16 protein-coding genes are annotated in these 19,000 nt (G+C 43.5%); 8 read left to right on the top strand and 8 right to left on the bottom strand.

The annotated features are described in order from the left end of the window. Positions 1 to 11 precede the first annotated feature (11 nt). The 5 genes from J5X94_RS03090 to J5X94_RS03070 all read right to left on the bottom strand — a co-directional run bounded on the left by J5X94_RS03090 (position 12) and on the right by J5X94_RS03070 (position 6,792). Entirely contained in the window at positions 12 to 2,354 is a 2,343-nt protein-coding gene (locus tag J5X94_RS03090) for an FdhF/YdeP family oxidoreductase (protein ID WP_210539967.1), read from the bottom strand. A gap of 164 nt (positions 2,355 to 2,518) precedes the next feature. Then, entirely contained in the window at positions 2,519 to 3,313 is a 795-nt protein-coding gene (locus J5X94_RS03085) for an ABC transporter ATP-binding protein (RefSeq protein ID WP_010199934.1), read from the bottom strand. 72 nt (positions 3,314 to 3,385) lie between these two features. Continuing rightward, complete coding sequence (locus J5X94_RS03080) at positions 3,386 to 4,285, bottom strand: ABC transporter permease (RefSeq protein WP_194618938.1); 900 nt, start codon at positions 4,283 to 4,285, stop codon at positions 3,386 to 3,388. A 348-nt stretch (positions 4,286 to 4,633) separates the two neighbouring features. Further along, the gene (locus tag J5X94_RS03075) at positions 4,634 to 5,659 is read right to left on the bottom strand and encodes an ABC transporter substrate-binding protein (RefSeq protein WP_194618937.1); all 1,026 of its coding nucleotides are present in this window, start codon (positions 5,657 to 5,659) and stop codon (positions 4,634 to 4,636) included. A 92-nt stretch (positions 5,660 to 5,751) separates the two neighbouring features. Beyond that, on the bottom strand, positions 5,752 to 6,792 hold the full coding sequence (locus J5X94_RS03070) for an ABC transporter substrate-binding protein (RefSeq protein WP_210539965.1): 1,041 nt from the start codon (positions 6,790 to 6,792) through the stop codon (positions 5,752 to 5,754). A gap of 485 nt (positions 6,793 to 7,277) precedes the next feature. Between J5X94_RS03070 and J5X94_RS03065 the strand changes: the two genes are divergently transcribed. Then, positions 7,278 to 7,679 carry a hypothetical protein gene (locus J5X94_RS03065; RefSeq protein ID WP_210539964.1) on the top strand — a complete coding sequence of 134 codons (402 nt, stop codon included), beginning with the start codon at positions 7,278 to 7,280 and terminating at the stop codon, positions 7,677 to 7,679. An 86-nt stretch (positions 7,680 to 7,765) separates the two neighbouring features. Here the strand turns inward: J5X94_RS03065 and J5X94_RS03060 are convergent, their stop codons facing one another. From J5X94_RS03060 to J5X94_RS03050, 3 genes are all read right to left on the bottom strand, one after another. After that, a complete protein-coding gene (locus J5X94_RS03060) occupies positions 7,766 to 8,332 on the bottom strand; it encodes a DUF2441 domain-containing protein (protein WP_210539962.1) in 567 nt (188 codons plus the stop codon). 132 nt (positions 8,333 to 8,464) lie between these two features. Continuing rightward, the gene (metG, locus tag J5X94_RS03055) at positions 8,465 to 10,558 is read right to left on the bottom strand and encodes a methionine--tRNA ligase (RefSeq protein ID WP_210539960.1); all 2,094 of its coding nucleotides are present in this window, start codon (positions 10,556 to 10,558) and stop codon (positions 8,465 to 8,467) included. A 349-nt stretch (positions 10,559 to 10,907) separates the two neighbouring features. Then, positions 10,908 to 12,323 (bottom strand): GntP family permease, encoded by a 1,416-nt coding sequence (locus J5X94_RS03050; protein WP_189581005.1) that lies wholly within the window; start codon positions 12,321 to 12,323, stop codon positions 10,908 to 10,910. 402 nt (positions 12,324 to 12,725) lie between these two features. On the opposite strand from J5X94_RS03050, the gene J5X94_RS03045 reads away from it, so the two are divergent. The 7 genes from J5X94_RS03045 to dcd all read left to right on the top strand — a co-directional run bounded on the left by J5X94_RS03045 (position 12,726) and on the right by dcd (position 18,885). Further along, positions 12,726 to 13,439, top strand: coding sequence for a CoA transferase subunit A (locus J5X94_RS03045; protein WP_210539959.1), 714 nt, complete (start codon positions 12,726 to 12,728; stop codon positions 13,437 to 13,439). A 178-nt stretch (positions 13,440 to 13,617) separates the two neighbouring features. Beyond that, entirely contained in the window at positions 13,618 to 14,247 is a 630-nt protein-coding gene (locus tag J5X94_RS03040; RefSeq protein WP_189581011.1) for a CoA transferase subunit B, read from the top strand. A 75-nt stretch (positions 14,248 to 14,322) separates the two neighbouring features. Continuing rightward, positions 14,323 to 15,123 carry a 3-hydroxybutyrate dehydrogenase gene (locus J5X94_RS03035; protein WP_210539957.1) on the top strand — a complete coding sequence of 267 codons (801 nt, stop codon included), beginning with the start codon at positions 14,323 to 14,325 and terminating at the stop codon, positions 15,121 to 15,123. A gap of 196 nt (positions 15,124 to 15,319) precedes the next feature. Further along, positions 15,320 to 16,546, top strand: coding sequence for an iron-sulfur cluster carrier protein ApbC (apbC, locus tag J5X94_RS03030; protein ID WP_210539955.1), 1,227 nt, complete (start codon positions 15,320 to 15,322; stop codon positions 16,544 to 16,546). 83 nt (positions 16,547 to 16,629) lie between these two features. Beyond that, a complete protein-coding gene (locus J5X94_RS03025) occupies positions 16,630 to 17,055 on the top strand; it encodes a hypothetical protein (protein ID WP_210539952.1) in 426 nt (141 codons plus the stop codon). A 23-nt stretch (positions 17,056 to 17,078) separates the two neighbouring features. Beyond that, on the top strand, positions 17,079 to 18,182 hold the full coding sequence (locus J5X94_RS03020) for a DUF2804 domain-containing protein (protein WP_210539951.1): 1,104 nt from the start codon (positions 17,079 to 17,081) through the stop codon (positions 18,180 to 18,182). 127 nt (positions 18,183 to 18,309) lie between these two features. Next, positions 18,310 to 18,885 (top strand): dCTP deaminase, encoded by a 576-nt coding sequence (gene dcd / locus J5X94_RS03015; protein WP_010199897.1) that lies wholly within the window; start codon positions 18,310 to 18,312, stop codon positions 18,883 to 18,885. Positions 18,886 to 19,000 lie beyond the last annotated feature (115 nt).

The raw sequence follows: 19,000 nt of genomic DNA, 5'->3' as shown, positions 1-19,000 counted from the left end.
GCACACGTTTATTAGGCAGAAACCGCCAGCTCGCCTGCATTGACGCGCTCTAAGACGACGGTAACAGACTTGTAGGCGGGAATGTGAGAGTCTGGCGCATGCGTGTCCAAATCAAACAAGTCATTACATTCAGGATAGTAGGTAGCCACAGCGTTGGCAGCGATATCCATGTCGGTAAGTACCAAAGGCCCCAATGTGCGTTGCTCACCATGGCTGTCTTGACGCGACACCATAACATTGTCGCCTTTTTGCCATCCCAATCGTGTCATTTCATCAGGATGCATAAACAAAACATCACGGCGATTGGTCTGACGATAACGGTCTTGATAGCCAAATATCATGGTATTGAATTGATCATGGCTCCGTACACTGGTCAGTTGCCAGACTTTTTGCCCCGAGTGTTGACTGTCATCAGTATTTTGCACGTTTTGGGCATCAATTTTAAACGCCGATGTCTTTTCTGCCATTTGGCTTGCGACATAAGTAATCGGATACTTTGGTACTTCAAACTGTGCTTTGCCGCTATCGGTGTTCCACACGCGATGACGCGCCGCATGATATAAATGAAAGCCGCGCTCAGACTTACGGATACGCACGTTAAAGTTCTCAAAGCCCTCGATAGCTTGGGCGATATAATCACGAACCAAGTCGAAGTCTTCTCCCATCGCTTGCCAAGGAATGGACGAGTCAGAGCCGAACATCTGGGTCGCAATATTGGCGACTATCTGTGCTTCAGATTTCAGAGTATCGCTAACGGGTTTGAGCGTGCCCTGAGTGGGTACGATCTGACACATAGAGTCTTCAATAGTGGCAAATTGCTCACCTTTAGCAGTGACTAAGTGTTCGGTACGACCAATACAAGGTAGAATGAGATTGTTTTCACCCGGATACAGCATGGTTTCATTTAGTTTGGTGCCAACAAAGACGTTAAGCTTATTTTTGGTTAATGCCTGTTGGATATTATTTGAGTCAGGCGCCGCAACCGAGTAGTTGCCGCCCATACTAAAGAAAGCCTTAATATCACCTTGTATCATCGCTTTTGCCCCTGCAACGACATCAAAACCGTTGTCTTGTGGCATTGGGTGCTCGAACACACGTTCTAAGCTATCAAGTAAGCTTTGCTTAGGACGCTCATGGATACCCATGGTGCGATCGCCTTGTACGTTGGAATGACCCCGCACAGGTGACGCACCTGCACCGTCAATACCTATCATACCCATCAGCAATAGCAAATTGGTAATCATAGCGACGTTGTCATCGCCCTGCACATGCTGGGTAATGCCCATGCCCCAAGTGCAAATAGTCGCTGGACTGTCTGCTACGAGCTTAGCAAGATTAATAATTTCTGCTTGAGAAATGCCGCAACCAAGCTGAATATCTGCCCATGATTGCTCGGTCAACCATTGTTTCAATGGCTCAAAACCTGAGGTATGGGTGGTAATAAAGTCGGTGTTAATTTTATCATTCTCAATCAGCCATTTAGCCAGACCCGTCAGTAGGGCAGCATCACCACCGATTTGAATTTGAACGACCTCATCGACCATGTCATCGCTCTGTCCTGCTGCCATATGTGTCGGTTTTTGCGGGTTTCTAAATTTACTTAAGCCTTGTTCACGCATAGGATTGATCGAGATGATTCGACATCCTTGCTCGTGAGAGTGGGCAAGCATCTCCAGCATACGAGGATGATTGGTCGCTGGATTTTGTCCAAACATCAGTATCAATTTGGCTAGCTCAAAATCCTCTAGTTTGACCGTTGCTTTACCGATGCCTAATTGCTTGCCAAGCATGACCGAGGTTGGTTCGTGACACATGTTAGAGCAGTCTGGTAGGTTATTGGTACCGAAACAGCGGACGAATAATTGAAATAAAAATGCAGGCTCATTAGTGACACGGCCTGAAGTATAGAACAATGCTTCGTCAGGCGAATCAAGCTGTCCCAACTGCTCAGCGACATGCTCATAAGCGGCCTGCCAAGAAATCGCTATATAGCGGTCTTGCGTTGCATCATAATATACTGGTTCTGATAGGCGACCAATATGTTCAAGCTCGTAGCCCGACCATTTCTGTAGCTCAGTGACAGTATGGTCTAAAAAGAATTTAGCGTCTGCCTTTGTGGTCATCGTTTCACTTGCCAGCACTTTGATACCATTTTCACAGACATCAAGCATTTTATGCGATTTATGATCAGGCCATGCGCAACCCGGACAATCAAAGCCGCCTTGAGGTTGGTTACTTTTGAAGACGCTGACACTGCCACGCAAAAAAGTTTGATAGTCCATCAGTTTACGAGTGGAGGAAATTAGAGCAGGCCAACCAGCAGCAGGGTGAGTATAAACAGGAATTTTGCGCATGACAGACCTCATAGATAAATAACGATAAGTGGGTACTGATATATAACAACTATATAGTGACTAATGAAAAGTTTGTACAAGCATTAACTATAGATAACAAAAAACGCCTGCTATGGAACAGGCGTTTTCTATTTTTCAGCTTAGATTTATTTAACTGAATTTTTTTAACTCAAAATCAAGCTGTCATCTTCCACTTTCTCACCGCGCGTTTGCTCAAACATATCGAGCAAATCATGCACCGTCATGCCTTGACGCTTATCTCCTGCCACATCTAGCACCACTTGTCCTTGATGTAGCATGACAGTTCTAGTGCCATGTGCCAAGGCTTGCTGCATTGAGTGCGTGACCATCATGGTGGTCAGTTTATTATCAGTAACGATTTTATCGGTCAGCTCTAACACAAAGGCGGCTGTCTTAGGGTCAAGGGCGGCAGTATGCTCATCAAGCAAAAGTATCTTGGATGGCTGTAGTGAGGCCATGAGTAAGCTTACCGCTTGGCGTTGGCCACCAGATAACAGCCCCATGCGATCTGTTAGACGATTCTCTAATCCAAGCTTGAGTACAGACAGCTTTTCTCGAAACAGTTCACGGTTATTTGGGTTTAATGCAAAACTCAAACCGCGTTTACCACCGCGCTTATAGGCCAACGCCATGTTTTCTTCGATGGTTAATGCTTCACACGTACCAGCCATCGGGTCTTGAAATACACGAGCTACCCAATGAGCACGTTGATGAGCTGTTTTTTTGGTGACATCAATGCCATTGAGCAGAATTGAGCCGCTATCCACACGTGTCGTACCACTTACTGCATTTAAAAAAGTCGATTTCCCCGCGCCATTGGTACCGATAACGGTGACAAATTCACCGTCAGCGATGTTCAAATTAATACCACGCAGGGCAGGGTTTTCGATGGGTGTGCCGGGATTGAAGGTCAACCGCAAATCTGTGGCTTGCATCATAATCGTTATTCCTTATATTTGCTTCAAGCTTGGCGGATGGTTATCGCCTATCACCGCTTTAGTAGTTTGATATTAAGCCCGTACTTTACGACTTAAAAACTTGGTTTTGGCTTTTGGTAACACCAATGCGAACACCACCAGCAGGGCAGTAATCAAGTTCAAATCTTGCGGGCCAAAGCCAATACTACGCAATGTGTCGCTTGATAGTGCCACTTGAATAAATAGTTTATAAAGGATGGCACCAATAATCACGGCAACGGTAATCAACCAAATGCGTTTGGCAGGAATAATCGTTTCACCGATGATGACGGCTGCTAAACCAATAACAATCGTACCAATACCAATAGAGATATCCGCGCCGCCCTGAGTCTGGACGAATAGCGCCCCTGCAAGGGCAATCAAACCATTAGACACGGCCATACCGATGATGGTCATCCATGAAGTATTGATACCTTGTGCTTGTGCCATGCGCAAGTTAGAGCCAGTCGCACGCATGGACAGTCCAGTTTCGGTATTATAAAACCAATCCAGCAACAACTTTGCAGCGATAACGACCACGCCAATAATTAAGCAGCGCATCCAGTAGCCATTACCATCGGTGACTAGCGTACTGAATACGGTAGTTTCACCCAGTAGCGGTAAGTTTGGCGCGCCCATAATACGTAGGTTGACTGAATATAGTGCCACCATGACCAAAATACTGGCCAATAACTGCAATATACCAAGCTTTACATGCAACCATGCGGTAACAATACCAGCGACCGAGCCGGCCAGCATACCAAAGGCACATGCCAGCCAAGGGTTGACACCAGCAACGATAGAGATACCAGCGACTGCGCCCCCTAATGGAAAACTACCGTCTGCCGTTAAGTCGGGAAAGTCGAGAGTACGAAATGAGATAAGTACGCCAAGTGCGACGAGGCCGTAAATCAGACCACTTTCAAGTGCACCAAAAAAAGCAATTAAAGACATAAGGTATCAGTAAGTCATAATCAAGCGTTTAGCGATTATTATCATAGATAAACAGGCAAGCAGCAATGAATAGTGCTTTCTATAATCTAGAGTAATCTAAACGGCTAAGCGGTGAATTTAACAGATTAAGCAATCTGCGGTTAGGGTAAACCAAAACATCTTCCTATAAGGGATGAGCATAAAATACCTTGGTTAGACATTCGGTTTTAATGCTTATATCACATTAAAAATAACCCAGCTCATATACCAGTAGCTGGGTTATTTTTACACTGAAATAATAGCAGTAAACACAAACGACAATCTATCATTAATATCATCGTTTGACTCGATGCTTATATTCAGAGGACGCTATTCTACCACTTCTTTTGCTTTATCAATAACGGCTTGTGGCAATGTGATGCCTTCCGCTTTAGCATTTTTTGGACTGACATATAAATCAAGTGCTTGAGGGGTATAAACAGGGATATCACCTGCTTTTTCGCCATTCAAAATACGCACCACAATTTTACCAGTTTCGCGGCCAAGTGCATAATAGTCAACGCCCAATGCAGCAATAGCACCACGTGCAACAGAGCTGGTGTCTGAGGCAACCAGTGGTATTTTGCTTTCTTTGGCGACTTGGAACAGCGACTCGTAAGCAGAGACCACATTATTATCGGTTGACGTGTAAATCATATCAACCTTGCCAGCCAAGCTACGGGCTGCCATGGCAATATCCGTACTGCGCTGAGCAGGCGCTTCGTGTACGGTGATGCCCATTGGGGTCAGTTTTTCTTTTAGATTTTTTAGGATGATAGTAGAGTTCACTTCACCTGGGCTATAAACGTAACCCACATTTTTCAAGCTTGGAATAATTTGGCGCATCAATTCAATTTGTGGCTCATAAGGGAGCGCATCAGAACCGCCAGTCACGTTGGTGCCAGAACCATCAAGCTTTGATACCAGTTTGGCTTCTACTGGGTCAGTCACCGCAGAGAATACCAAAGGAATAGTGCTGGTAGCTGCCGCAACCGACTGCGCTGATGGCGTACCAATGGCAACGATAACGTCTGAGTTGTCTGCAACAAATTGCTTGGCAATCTGCCCAGCGGTTGCCGTGTTACCCTGTGCGCTCTGGAAATTAACAGTTAAGTTTTCACCTTCTGTAAAGCCTGCTTCAGCAAGCTCTTCAATCACGCCTTTACGCACGTCATCAAGGGCTGGATGCTCAACAATGGCCGTAATGGCAACCGTTTTCATAGCGGTAGCAGCATCGCCAGTGGCGGCGCCATCATTAGCTGTGGTGTCTTCTGCTGACTGGCTACAACCGGTCAAAATAGCGGTACAAACACCGCCCCATAGTAAGGCTTTGGCAAAACGATTCTGATACAACATGGGTGTTACTCCTAAAAATAATAATGTGTCCATACATAAATAATTAACGTACTTATTGAGCGTTTACTGCTGGTTGATGCTCTTATTACTGGCTACTTGTTATCGGTTTTTGCTTTGGTATCCACATCAACAGCGTTTTTCATCATCTCTGCTGATAGGCTAACGCCTTGTGCTTTGGCATGTTTAGGGCTGACATATAAAGTTAAGTCATTCATGATCTCAGGCTTAATGGTGCTGACAGCCTCGCCATTTAATATTCTATAAACCATTTTGCCAGTCCTGCGTCCAAAGTCATAGTCATTAACGCCTAAAGCGGCAGTCGCCCCGCGCTGAACGCTAAACTCATCAGAGGCCACAATCGGCATTTTTAACTCATTTGCCGCTTGTGTCATGGCTTCAAAAGCAGACGCTACGTTATTGTCCATTGAGGTATAGATGATATCCGCGCGTCCTTGTAAGCTACGCGTTGCCATACCAATATCAGTTGGACGGTTGGCAGGTATGTCGAGTATAGACAATCCACGCGTTGGCAAGATTTCTTTGAGCCTATCACGCAGTGCTACCGAGTTGGCTTCACCAGGGCTATACACATAACCGATGGTTTTGGCGTTGGGTTTGATTTTTTGCAATAAGTCAATTTGTGGCTCTAATGGCAACTGGCTTGACAGTCCGGTCAAGTTATCTTGAAACGGAGTGCCATCTGCATTGATGAGCTTGGCTGCAAGTGGGTCTGAAACCGCCGTATATACAATTGGCACGCTTGTGGTGGATGCTACGACCGATTGGGCTGACGGGGTAGAGATAGCCACGATAGCATCTGGATTGTCTCCTGCGAACTGTTTGGCGATTTGTCCAGCAGTAGCCGTGTTTCCTTGTGCGCTTTGGAAGTTAATAGTCAGATTCTGGCCTTCGATATAACCATTATCTGCCAATTCATCAATGATGCCGCGGCGCATATCATCTAGCGATGGATGCTCAACAATCTGCGTGATGGCCAGCGTTTTGGCTGGTTTATCTGTCGTTGTCGTGTTATCAGTAGTTGCCGTATCGTCAGTGTTTGAGCAGCCGATTAGGCCGAGCGTACTGATGGCAATGCTGCATAGGCTTAGGCGTAGAGTAGAAGCAATGGTCATTATTAGTCTGGCTCATAGGTTAGAGAATGCAGGTCAGCCGAATGACAGCAGTATCAGTTCTGTAATAGCAGTTCTGTGATGTCAATTCTGCGATAGTAGGCTAACATTGAGGTGATCGATTCCTTGATCATGATGGCTATATTATGACAGCAATGTAACTTATCGCAATAAAAAATTAATTTGTGTTTGTTATGGTGATAGATAGAACGAAAATCATAACTTTTTTTGATATTTTAGAGACTGCTATAAAAAAAGACGCTACTAATGATATTTTTTTATTCAATATAATTACAATTAAAAAGCCTACAAGCTAGCAACGCACCTATTACGAACTCGCTTTATAATTAAAGTAAGCTAATTTTGATACGAGAATTATTGTGAGTCTAAAATTTTTACCATTCCATTATTACGCTGGCGTGGTGAATGTACAGCACACTCTAATATCTCCTTAAGTTTTTTCGAATGAATATTTTAAGGATAACAATATGAACACTGCTAATTTTAAATTATTAACCATTGCCGGTATCACGGCTACTTCATTGATTTGCTTGCCTGCTATGGCAAAAGACAATCATGGAAATGGTAATGGTAATGGGCACGGAAACGCCAAGGGTAACTCTGCTCATATTAGTAAAGATTACAAGCATAGTGGCAACGCCCAACCAAATATCAACGCTTATCGCAATGCTAGCTCGAATGCCTCATTTAAGCGTGATCTCGATAAATATGGTTACAGAGTAGTCGGCAAGATTGATAGAAGAGATTATGATCGTTCTGTCGTTTTAGACCGTTATGATGACCGTTACGTCCGTCTTCGCACCCCAGAAAACAATATTGTGACGGTGATTAATGATACGTTGCAGATCATCGATGTTTTAACCAGATAAATATAAGATTCGATTTTTAACCATTTTATAAATCAACCATAAAAAAGATGCCACTAGGGCATCTTTTTTTGAAATAATGATAATATCTATATTTTGTTACCGATAACTGCAGGCAAAGGTATAACGGCTTCTAGTTTGCAGTTATTGCTTCTGTCACCTGACCAATATTTACGAGCCAGTTCATAAGCACCTATAACCGAAGCACCTAAAAAGAGTAAATTTTGATCTGCTATGAAAGCATTGTTGCTATTTACTTCAAAAATCGATTTGTCGTTACCTACAGATTCGTTAAACCTTCTTGCATCCTCTAAAGTAAGCCAAGCAAACATCGATTGCATGCGAGAAGGTAAGGTAGGAAATTCATTCTTACGGACGAGTTCAAATATAGCTTCAATCATGGGTTCTGTATATGTAATATGTAGAGGACTTCTTGTTCCTTCTTCAAATATTACAATCCCTCCTGTTATTAGATACTGAATCCCATGTGTTGATAAGCCTTTAGGGTAGAATTGCTCTATTCTAGCAATCACATCTTTTTCGTCGTAAAGACCATCTACAGTCCACATTTGTTTTTCAGGATAGTTAGTGCTCAGCTCAAATATACTATTCACATTCATAGAGCCTGCACGGTCAACAGTGTAGAATTTTGGCAAGATTTGATCCTTTAACGTCAATGTCAATTTGAGACATTGTATGGAGCTTCTCTTAATTAATAGAGAATGTTTACTTTTTAATTTAATTAGAAAAGTAGCATTCTCTATAGTATTATTTGGAAGAGCGAACCGTTAAGCCAGCACATCACCGACGATACAAGCATCAGGCAAGGTAACGACCGTCAATCCTGTCTTTGGATCACCAGTCGATAATACCATGCCTTCTGAGATTCCGAATTTCATCTTGCGCGGGGCAAGGTTGGTGACGCAAATAACCTTTTTATCAACCAATTGCTCAGGCTCATAAAACTTACGGATGCCACTAAACACGTTACGTGGTTTGTCTTCACCAACATCTAGCGTGAACTGTAATAGCTTATCAGCACCTTCTACATGGTTACACTCTAAAACGTGTGCGACTTTCATCTCAACTTTAGAGAAATCGTCGATACCAATATAGTCAGTTTGTTCAGCATCCGCATCTGTTGCAGGTGTTTTATCCTTTGCGGCAGGCTTGCTACTTTCAGTTGCGGCAGGAGCGTCTGCTTGAGCTAATGATGCTTTAGAATCTTCTACCATCGCAGCAACATCTTTTTCTTCGATACGCTGCATGAGTGGTTTGAATTTATTGATTTTGTGACCCAGCAACCATTGGTTACGGCTTGCGAAGTCTAAGCTATCAATGTTCAAAAACTCTTTTGCATTGGCAGTCAGTTCAGGTAGGACAGGCGCAAGATAAACCATCAATTGACGGAAGATATTAATCGCGACCGAGCAGACATCTTGAACTTCTTGCTCTTTGCCTTCAACTTTGGCCAGTGACCATGGCTTTTTGTCATCAATGTATTCATTAGCCTTGTCTGCACACTGCATGATCAAGCGCATGGCACGCGAGAACTCACGGTTCTCGTAGGCAGCAGCAATCTCATCACCCGTTTTGGTGATGTCTTCTAATAATGCCGATTCTACGCAAACTTCTGACAGCATACCGTCGTATTTTTTCACCAAAAATCCAGCGCTACGACTGGCGATATTGACGACTTTACCAACCAAGTCAGAATTGACCTTTTGCATAAAGTCTTCTAAATCTAAGTTAATGTCTTCAACTTTGTCAGACAGTTTGCTGGCGAAATAATAACGCAGGTATTCAGGATGCAGATGCTCAGCATAAGTTTCGGCCTTAATAAAAGTGCCGCGTGACTTACTCATTTTTTCGCCATTGACCATCAAGAAGCCGTGGGCAAAGACGCCAGTCGGCGTACGTAATTCGCTACCAGCTAGCATCGCTGGCCAAAATAGGGCATGGAAGTAAACGATGTCTTTACCAATGAAGTGATAAACCTCAGTTTTGTGCTCGTTTTCCTGCATCCAATAACGGTCAAAATCAAGCGCGTTATCAGTACCTGCACGTTTGTCACACAGGTTTTTAAAGCTTGCCATGTAGCCAACTGGCGCATCTAGCCATACATAAAAATATTTGTCTGGCTCATCGCTTGGCGTATCTGGAATTTGGAAACCAAAATAGGGCGCATCACGTGAGATATCCCAAGTGGCTAAACCTGCTTCAAACCATTCTTGTAACTTGTTGGCGACAGAGGTTTGCAAACGGTTATCGCTGCGTGTCCAATCTTTTAAGAACTGCTCAAACTCTGGCAAATTAAAGAAATAATGCTTAGAGGTTTTGAGCACAGGTGTCGCGCCCGATAGCGTAGACTGTGGGTCTTTAAGTTCGGTGGCATTATATGTGGTGCCACATACTTCACAGTTGTCACCGTATTGGTCAGCTGATCCGCATTCAGGGCAAGTGCCTTTGACAAAGCGATCGGCCAAAAACAATTGCTTTTCGGGATCAAAAAGTTGCTCGACATCTTTAGTACTGATATGCCCAGCGCTATTAAGACGACGATAAATCAGCTCAGAGAAATGCTTGTTTTCTTCTGAATGGGTTGAATGATAATTATCAAAATCAATCAAAAATTTACTAAAATCGGCCTCATGTGAAGCTTTAACTGTCGCAATCTGCTCTTCTGGTGTGATGCCATTATCTTGAGCTTTGAGCATGATCGCCGTACCGTGTGCATCATCCGCGCAGACATAGGTGACCTGATGGCCTTGCGCTTTCATCGCACGTACCCAAATGTCAGTCTGAATATATTCTACAAGATGCCCCAAATGGATATAGCCATTGGCGTAGGGCAGCGCACTGGTTACTAGAATCTCACGCACAAAATCACCTATATTTTTATAAAAACGGGTTAGTTATCGAACATCTTAAGCAGTTAGTCGCTCGTCGATGAGATGTTATTAATACTAAAAATAATAAAAATTAAAAAAGTGTGCCTATGATACCGTAATTCAGATAAATTTGTGATATTCCTTAGTAATTACTTATCGTTTGTCAGGTATCTGTCAGCCATAAACAATAGGCTTGCGCCGTATTTGATAGTTGTAGAATGGTTATAGAGCAGCCATAAAAAACCCACCAAGCATTTTGCCAAGTGGATTTTTTATTGAGGTGTTACTTATGTAGGTATTAATAGTCGATACTGAGAAACGACTTATAGGCTAACTCAATTTAAAATGAGCCAAACATGGTACCTAAGGTAATAACAGCGACCACAGCCACTAATGGAATGACCATCGTAACCATGGCTAAGTTTAAGTAAGACTGCTTATGGGTCAAACCACAAATGGCGAGTAAAGTAATGACCGCGCCGCTGTGTGGCAGCGTATCTAAACCACCCGCTGCCATAACGGCCACACGGTGCATTAGTTCAGGGTCGATACCAGCATTGACCGCCATTCTTAGATAATCTTCACCCAATGTCGATAGCGCAATACTCAAACCGCCAGACGATGAACCGGTAATGCCAGCAAGTGTGGTCATAGCGACCGCTTCTGAGATGAGCGGGTTATCAGGAGTTAAGTTTAGAATGCTGTCACGAATGATAAGAAAGCCTGCTAATGAGGCGATAACTGCACCGTAACCCACTTCTGATGCGGTATTAAAAATCGGCAACATAGAATCATAAGTACCACGGTTAATGGTTTTCTGTAGATTGTTCCAATGACCAATACGTAGCAAAATTAGCACCACACAAGCCAAGACTAATGAGATGATAATCGACCACAGTCCAAGTGAACCTGCGATATTTAGGTCTGGAAACTGGGCTTGTAGACTACTGAAGTCTATCGAAGGAAAAATTGCGTAAGTCAATAAGGCGTTCAAACCAATGACCAATACCAGCGGAATCATAGCAACCGTAAATGAGGTTTGGTGAGTACTTAATACCTCAGCTTCTTTTGCAGTCGCACCAACGCCGCCCACATCTTCATCATCATGCTGACCATAGCCTTCGCCCGCTGCATTGGCTTTTTTGGCACGTGATTGTAACCACAACCAACCGCAAATAAACATGATCGTACCGCCGATAATACCCAAAATAGGCGCAGCAAATACGTTGGTATTGTAATAAGGGATTGGAATAGCGTTCTGAATGGCTGGCGTGCCCGGTAATGCAGTCATGGTAAAGGTAAATGACCCTAAAGCAATCGCTGCTGGAATTAAGCGTTTCGGAATATCAGCGGCTTTAAACAAGTCTTTGGCGATTGGATAAATGGCAAATGCCACGACAAATAATGACACACCGCCGTAGGTCAAAATGGCACAGACCAAAATCACAGCAAGAATAGCTTTGCTGGCACCGAGCTTTTCGACGACCGTATTGGCAATGGCGGTTGCCGCGCCAGAGTCTGCCATCAAACGCCCGAACAGTGCACCTAGCAAGAATATAGGGAAGAACTTGAGTAAGAATCCACTCAATGCACCCATAAATACATCAGTATAGGCAGGGATCGTACTTAAAAAATCTCCTGACAGTAAGACGGCTAATGTCGCCATAATCGGTGCTAAGATCAGCACAGAATAACCGCGATAAGCAAAAAACATGAGTAATAATAGAGTAATGACAATAGCAAGTGTACTAAACATGACGGCCCTCCTTGGCAAAATTAAAGTAGCGAGTATTTAGAGCATATCAATAGGAGTCAATGGTAAAATTCAGCAGTACAGCATGGTAAATGGTTGTTATGTCATGCATATTTGTACTGATGAAGTGTTGATAGGCGATACACTCAGCGACTGCGCTCTTCCTTACGGTTTCTGACTTATGGATATCCTCTAGTCGCTATGAGAATAATGTGCTAAGTTAGCATAAGTGTTTTATATATGATATACCGATATAGAATGTATTACTTTAAATAATAGTTCTTATAATTTTGAATGTTAAGGGGTGTTCTCATTTTTATCACCATTTTTAAAGTGAGGACACGCCCTAGTAACGCTGCATAAGTAACGCTGCATATAAAATATTAAATAAAAAAGGAGTTTAGTATGAGTCAATCAAAAGTATATAACAGTGCCGAAGAAGCGCTAAAAGGCATCGTTAGTGATGGGCAAACCCTTGCTATCGGCGGCTTTGGTCTGTGTGGCATTCCTGAAGCGCTAATCGAAGCCCTGCGTGATAGTGGAGTGAAGGATCTAACTTGTATCAGCAATAACGCAGGTGTCGATAATTTTGGTCTTGGTTTGTTACTACAAACTCGCCAAATCAAAAAAATGATCTCCTCTTATGTGGGTGAAAACAAAGAGTTTGAGCGTCAATATTTGGCAGGTGAGTTAGAAGTTGAGCTGACCCCGCAAGGAACGTTGGCTGAAAAACTACGTTCGGGCGGCGCAGGTATTCCTGCATTTTACACAGCAACTGGTGTCGGCACACTGGTAGCTGAAGGTAAAGAAACACGTGATTTTGATGGCCGCACTTATGTGCTTGAGCATACATTGCGTGCTGATGTGTCATTAATCAAAGCGCAAAAAGCGGATAAATCGGGCAACTTAATGTTTAACAAAACTGCCCGTAACTTCAATCCAGACTGCGCTATGGCAGGCAAAATTACCATTGTCGAAGTAGAAGAGATTGTAGAGACTGGCACGTTCGATCCTGATGAAGTGCATCTGCCTGGTATCTTTGTGCAGCGTATTGTATTAAATAACAGCCCTGAAAAGCGTATCGAAAAGACGACAATCAAGGCAGCCGAAGGCGCTTAATTGATAGCGTTATCAAAATATTTCTAAAAGATGACATTAATAATAAAATATTGTAATACCATTTCCGAAAATTGGAGTAGCAAGGAAAACAAGTGAAAGTGCTACATTTAGTAGACTAAGCGAGTTTGACACCGCTAATCATATTTTTTGGGGTGGTTATAAAAATAAGGAAGTTACCATGGCATGGACAAGAGAGCAGATGGCACAGCGTGCCGCAAAAGAATTAGAAGATGGCTATTACGTAAATTTAGGTATTGGTCTACCAACCCTAGTTGCCAACTATATTCCTGAAGATGTGGATGTCTGGCTACAGTCAGAAAACGGCCTGCTAGGTATTGGCGAGTTTCCAACGGCAGACAATGTCGATGCTGATTTGATTAACGCTGGCAAGCAAACAGTGACCGCAGAACCAGGCGCCAGTTATTTTGGTAGTTCAGAGTCGTTTGCGATGATTCGTGGCGGTCATGTCAACTTGGCAATATTGGGCGCGATGGAAGTCTCAGAAAAAGGGGATTTGGCCAACTGGATGATTCCCAAAAAAATGGTCAAAGGCATGGGCGGTGCGATGGATTTAGTCGCTGGGGTGCAGCGAGTCATTGTGTTGATGGAGCAAGTCAACAAACACGGAGAACCAAAAATCCTTGCCAATTGTGAGCTACCATTAACGGGTAAAGGGGTCGTTGATCGTATCATTACTGAGCTTGCGGTACTCGATGTGACTGACAGTGGCTTGAAGTTAGTTGAGCTGGCAGACGGGGTCAGCTTCGAAGAACTCCAAGAAAAAACGCCAGTGAGTATTGCCCAATAAGTGAGCATTGCCCAATAAGTGAGCATTGCCCAATAATAGTATTCAGAAAAGCTATGTAATGAAAGGATATAAAAGATGGCGACTCAATTACAGCATGATTTGACAGGGAAGGTAGCGTTGGTCACTGGCTCTGCAAGTGGTATCGGTCGTGACATCGCTGAAACTTATGCAAAAGCAGGCGCTGCGGTTGGTATTGCGGATATTAATCTTGAAGCAGCGCAGAAAACAGTTGATGCTATCGAAGCGGCTGGTGGGCGCGCATTGGCAATTGCCATGGATGTTACTTCAGAGGATGCGGTAAACGAGGGTGTGCAGCAGCTAGTCGATACCTTTGGTGGGATTGATATTCTCGTCTCCAATGCTGGTATTCAAATCATCGACCCAATCAATAAAATGACATTTGACGACTGGAAAAAAATGCTCGCTATTCATCTAGACGGGGCATTTTTGACCACCAAAGCCGCTGTACAGCATATGTATAAAGACGATAAAGGCGGTACGGTCATCTATATGGGTTCTGTGCATTCGCATGAAGCATCAATGTTTAAAGCGCCTTATGTGACTGCTAAGCATGGACTACTTGGACTGTGCCGAGTATTGGCAAAAGAAGGTGCCGAGCACAATGTGCGCGCGCATGTGATTTGTCCTGGATTTGTCAAAACGCCCTTGGTCGAAAAACAAATCCCGCAACAAGCGGCTGAAAAAGGCATCAGTGAAGAATCCGTAGTGAATGATATTATGTTGGTCAATACTGTCGACAAAGAATTCACGACGGTCGAAGACATTGCTCAGTTGGCACTATTTTTAGCAGCATTCCCAAGCAATGTATTTACGGGTCAGTCTATCGTTGCCAGTCATGGTTGGTTTATGAATTAATATATAGAGATAACTATGTAAACCACAACGTCAGTCCTACTGGCGTTGTGGTTTTTTTATGCGTCCAATTCAGCTACACTGTCATCATAAAAGGTTTGGCTAACACGCTCATGAGCTATATTGTTTACGCTATTTACGACAGTATTCACTGAGTTTTTACCATACCTAACCACTTGTATAGGCAGTAACGGTCACTATGTTTAACTTTATGAAGAAAACCTCCACCAAAAAACCAGAAACACCAGAACAGCGGGCAGAGCGCGATAGTGCTGTGGACAAGGTACTGCTTGGTTACGAAGTAGGTACCATTAGCATTGCCACCATGGTCACAGGACTTGAGCGCGATGGTGATCAGCTTACCTTAGATTTGCGTCTACCCGTAAATAGTAACCCTGAAATCATCCAACAAGAGCTCGGTCAGCTGCTACATCCGCACGGTATCAAAGCGATTCACATGAATGTCCGTCTACCAGCGCCAGCGAAAGGGACAGGATCAAGCTTACCGAAGGCAATGCCCAAGACCACCAATGCAATGGACAGCCAAAGCAAGTCGTCAGAAACGATTGGTAGTAAGACAACAGATGCCGAACCGCCGATTACCAAAGCCGCACCGACACAAGCATCATTGACAGCGCATCCGCGTATTCGTCATATTATCGTGGTAGCGTCGGGTAAAGGCGGTGTTGGTAAATCAACCACTACTGTCAATATCGCCTTGGCATTACAAAAGCTCGGCAACCGTGTTGGCGTACTCGATGCCGATATCTACGGCCCTAGTATGCCAACCATGCTGGGCGTCGATAATGTCAGACCTGAGCTAGAGAATGAGCAGTTTGTTCCTATCAATGCGCATGGCATGGCAATGCTATCGATTGGTAGCTTGCTCGACGGTGACAATACGCCTGTCGCGTGGCGCGGACCAAAGGCTACTGGTGCCTTGATGCAGCTGTATAACCAAACCAACTGGCCGCAGTTAGATTACTTAGTGATTGATATGCCACCGGGTACGGGCGATATTCAGCTCACGCTAGCTCAGCGCATCCCCGTAACGGGCGCCGTGATTGTCACGACGCCACAGCATATTGCCTTACTTGATGCGCAGAAAGGCGTTGAGATGTTTAACAAAACTAATATACCAGTGCTTGGCGTTGTCGAAAACATGGCGCTGCATACATGTAGCAACTGTAATCATACCGAAGCTATCTTTGGTACAGGTGGCGGCGAAAAAATCGCTGAGCAATATCAAGTGCCGCTATTAGGTCAGTTGCCATTGGCGAGCGGTATTCGTGCACAAGTGGATAAAGGTGAGCCAAGTGTCTTAGCCGATGATGAATTTGCACCTTACTATATGAGCATTGCTAAAAATATCGAAGCCAATATTAATAAATTTGCCAAGCCTATCGATGATAAGCGTATTTTTTAATGGTTTTTAATGGCTTCTAGTAATAGTTAAATAGCCTAAGTAAGTAAAGCTTGAAGGGCTTGGATTTTTAAAAAGGGAATATTGTGAGCTTATCGATTTATCAACGTCATTTAGACAATATTCCCAAACAGTATAGGTTACTGAAATTATTCCGCCCACCGATATATGTGATTGAACTCTCAAACAATCAATTGATTGCCGTTTGCTACTATAAAGATGGGAGTAGCAAACGCTATGAAGTCCATGCTGATTTTAGTAATCGCCGAATGGTGATTGCCGATTTTTTTAAAGCATTACAGGCGCTGACTGATCTACTGCTTAAATTTCCCAAACATCCATTTGGCATAAATGGTTTTGCCGTAGCCAATGTGACTGAAGAGCTGGTAGATGGATTAACGTCGATAGAGATTAAAGCGGTGAGAGAGGCAATTTGGGCAGCGTCAAGACAGGCAAAAAGAAGCGTTATAAGTACCGCAGTTAGCTACCAAGGACAGGTAGTTTCTCAATGAACTATGGCTAGGATGCCTTAATCATGAATCAAAGTCGCAACGACCAAAACCAACAACACTTATCCACCCGCATTAAACCAGTTGTTCTCAATGAGCTTATTCAAAATGGTCAGCCTACTTTTGGCATCTTTGCTCACGTCAAAAATATCAATTATTTGGACTATCACAGCCATCTTATCTCACAAAAAACCTTACCAAATTGGCGTAAAGAATTAAAGGCCAATCAATTCTGCTTTATCCAAATTATTCAGCCACCTTATCAAATCTGTCTAGCATTGGCGACGATTAAGCTGGCAACCAGTGCTTTTGTTTATCTTTACAACGATGAGACGGATGAGTTGGAGGTTTGTGAAGCATTGCAGCCGTTGACTCGTCATACGTTATTGGAGGGTGATTGTCATCAAGGGCAAATGGTGTTTGTCCATGCGAATTTAACCGTGACATTAGATTTTATGCCTTCACAAATTAACGTAGCGCTGGACAGTCAATATCTTGCACTCAATGCGACACTGGCGCGGCAAGCGCAGCCACTGGCTATATGCACACCAACTGGCAGGCGCGGCTGGACGTTTACGCAAAAAGAGCCATTAACAGCCATATCTGGTCATTTGCTTATTAAAGCCAATTCAAAATTTAACGCTGATGCTCAAGCCAAAAAAATCCACTTTTCCGAAACGACTATTGCCAATCTAGATTGGACGCTCGGCTATATGCGTCACAAGACCAATTGGTTTTGGACTTGTATTAATCACTATTTGCCCGATGGTCGTCATTTTACATTGAACTTGTCGATGGGCGTCAATGAAACAGGGGTTAGCGAAAATGCGTGCTGGGTGGATGGGCAGATTTATTATCTACCACCAGTGCTATTCATACGTAAAGATTTGGATACATCCGTGCAAAATACTTGGCGTGTCTATCATCAGAATCTAGGCTGGAGCAACGTGGATATTGACTTAACCTTTACACCGATGACCGTTTATAAGAAGACGGATAACTTTGGTGTGCTTGCCAGTATATTCGAGCAGTGGCTTGGCTTTTATAGTGGGGAGATTCGCATCAAAGATAAGGTGATTAAGTTTGATAAGGTGATGGGCTTAGCAGAAGATCACTTTGCCAAATGGTAGATTGTAAAATATAGGTTGATGATAATTAGGCTATTGGACGTATTAATTTTAAAGTCGCCATTGCTCTATAAATCGAGCGTTCAATTCCGTATAATCGTCGCTATTAAATATTTGCTAAGGAACAACAATGTCTATCAAATCTGACCGCTGGATTCGTAAAATGGCCGAAGAACATGGCATGATTGAGCCGTTTGAAGCGGGTCAAGTACGATTTAATGATGCAGGCGAGCGTTTGGTCAGCTACGGTACGTCAAGCTATGGTTATGATGTGCGCTGTGCGCCTGAGTTTAAAGTCTTTACCAACGTGCATTCAGTCGTCGTTGATCCTAAAAACTTTGATGAAAAAAGTTTTATTGATATCGTCGGTGACGAATGTATTATTCCGCCCAACTCTTTTGCATTGGCACGCACCATGGAATATTTCCGTATTCCACGTGACGTATTAACGATTTGCTTGGGTAAATCAACGTATGCCCGTTGCGGAATTATCGTCAACGTCACACCGCTTGAGCCTGAGTGGGAAGGGCATGTGACTTTAGAATTTAGTAATACCACCAATTTGCCAGCGCGTATTTATGCGGGTGAAGGCGTGGCGCAGATGCTATTTTTCCAAAGTGATGCTGATGACGTATGTGAGACCAGTTACAAAGATCGCGGTGGTAAATACCAAGGCCAGCGCGGTGTGACTTTACCAAGAACCTAAGTGTTAAAAACCCAAGCGCCAAAAATCTAAGCGTTTTAAAAGCCGTTACACTTTTAGACTGACAACAAAAAAGCTGGCCGTATTCAATACGACCAGCTTTTTTATGTAGAAAAAC

The organism is Psychrobacter sp. K31L (assembly GCF_017942195.1).
Classification (GTDB): domain Bacteria; phylum Pseudomonadota; class Gammaproteobacteria; order Pseudomonadales; family Moraxellaceae; genus Psychrobacter; species Psychrobacter glaciei.
This window is presented reverse-complemented; position numbering and strand designations above follow the sequence as displayed.

Bases quoted from the DNA above. Each gene is read 5' to 3' on its own strand.
- J5X94_RS03080 (WP_194618938.1), bottom strand. From the start codon at position 4,285: ATGTCTTTAATTGCTTTTTTTGGTGCACTTGAAAGTGGTCTGATTTAC.
- J5X94_RS03075 (WP_194618937.1), bottom strand. From the start codon at position 5,659: ATGTTGTATCAGAATCGTTTTGCCAAAGCCTTACTATGGGGCGGTGTT.
- apbC (WP_210539955.1), top strand. From the start codon at position 15,320: ATGTTTAACTTTATGAAGAAAACCTCCACCAAAAAACCAGAAACACCA.
- dcd (WP_010199897.1), top strand. From the start codon at position 18,310: ATGTCTATCAAATCTGACCGCTGGATTCGTAAAATGGCCGAAGAACAT.
- J5X94_RS03070 (WP_210539965.1), bottom strand. From the start codon at position 6,792: ATGACCATTGCTTCTACTCTACGCCTAAGCCTATGCAGCATTGCCATC.
- J5X94_RS03065 (WP_210539964.1), top strand. From the start codon at position 7,278: ATGAACACTGCTAATTTTAAATTATTAACCATTGCCGGTATCACGGCT.
- J5X94_RS03090 (WP_210539967.1), bottom strand. From the start codon at position 2,354: ATGCGCAAAATTCCTGTTTATACTCACCCTGCTGCTGGTTGGCCTGCT.
- J5X94_RS03020 (WP_210539951.1), top strand. From the start codon at position 17,079: ATGAATCAAAGTCGCAACGACCAAAACCAACAACACTTATCCACCCGC.
- J5X94_RS03040 (WP_189581011.1), top strand. From the start codon at position 13,618: ATGGCATGGACAAGAGAGCAGATGGCACAGCGTGCCGCAAAAGAATTA.
- J5X94_RS03035 (WP_210539957.1), top strand. From the start codon at position 14,323: ATGGCGACTCAATTACAGCATGATTTGACAGGGAAGGTAGCGTTGGTC.
- J5X94_RS03050 (WP_189581005.1), bottom strand. From the start codon at position 12,323: ATGTTTAGTACACTTGCTATTGTCATTACTCTATTATTACTCATGTTT.
- J5X94_RS03085 (WP_010199934.1), bottom strand. From the start codon at position 3,313: ATGATGCAAGCCACAGATTTGCGGTTGACCTTCAATCCCGGCACACCC.
- J5X94_RS03045 (WP_210539959.1), top strand. From the start codon at position 12,726: ATGAGTCAATCAAAAGTATATAACAGTGCCGAAGAAGCGCTAAAAGGC.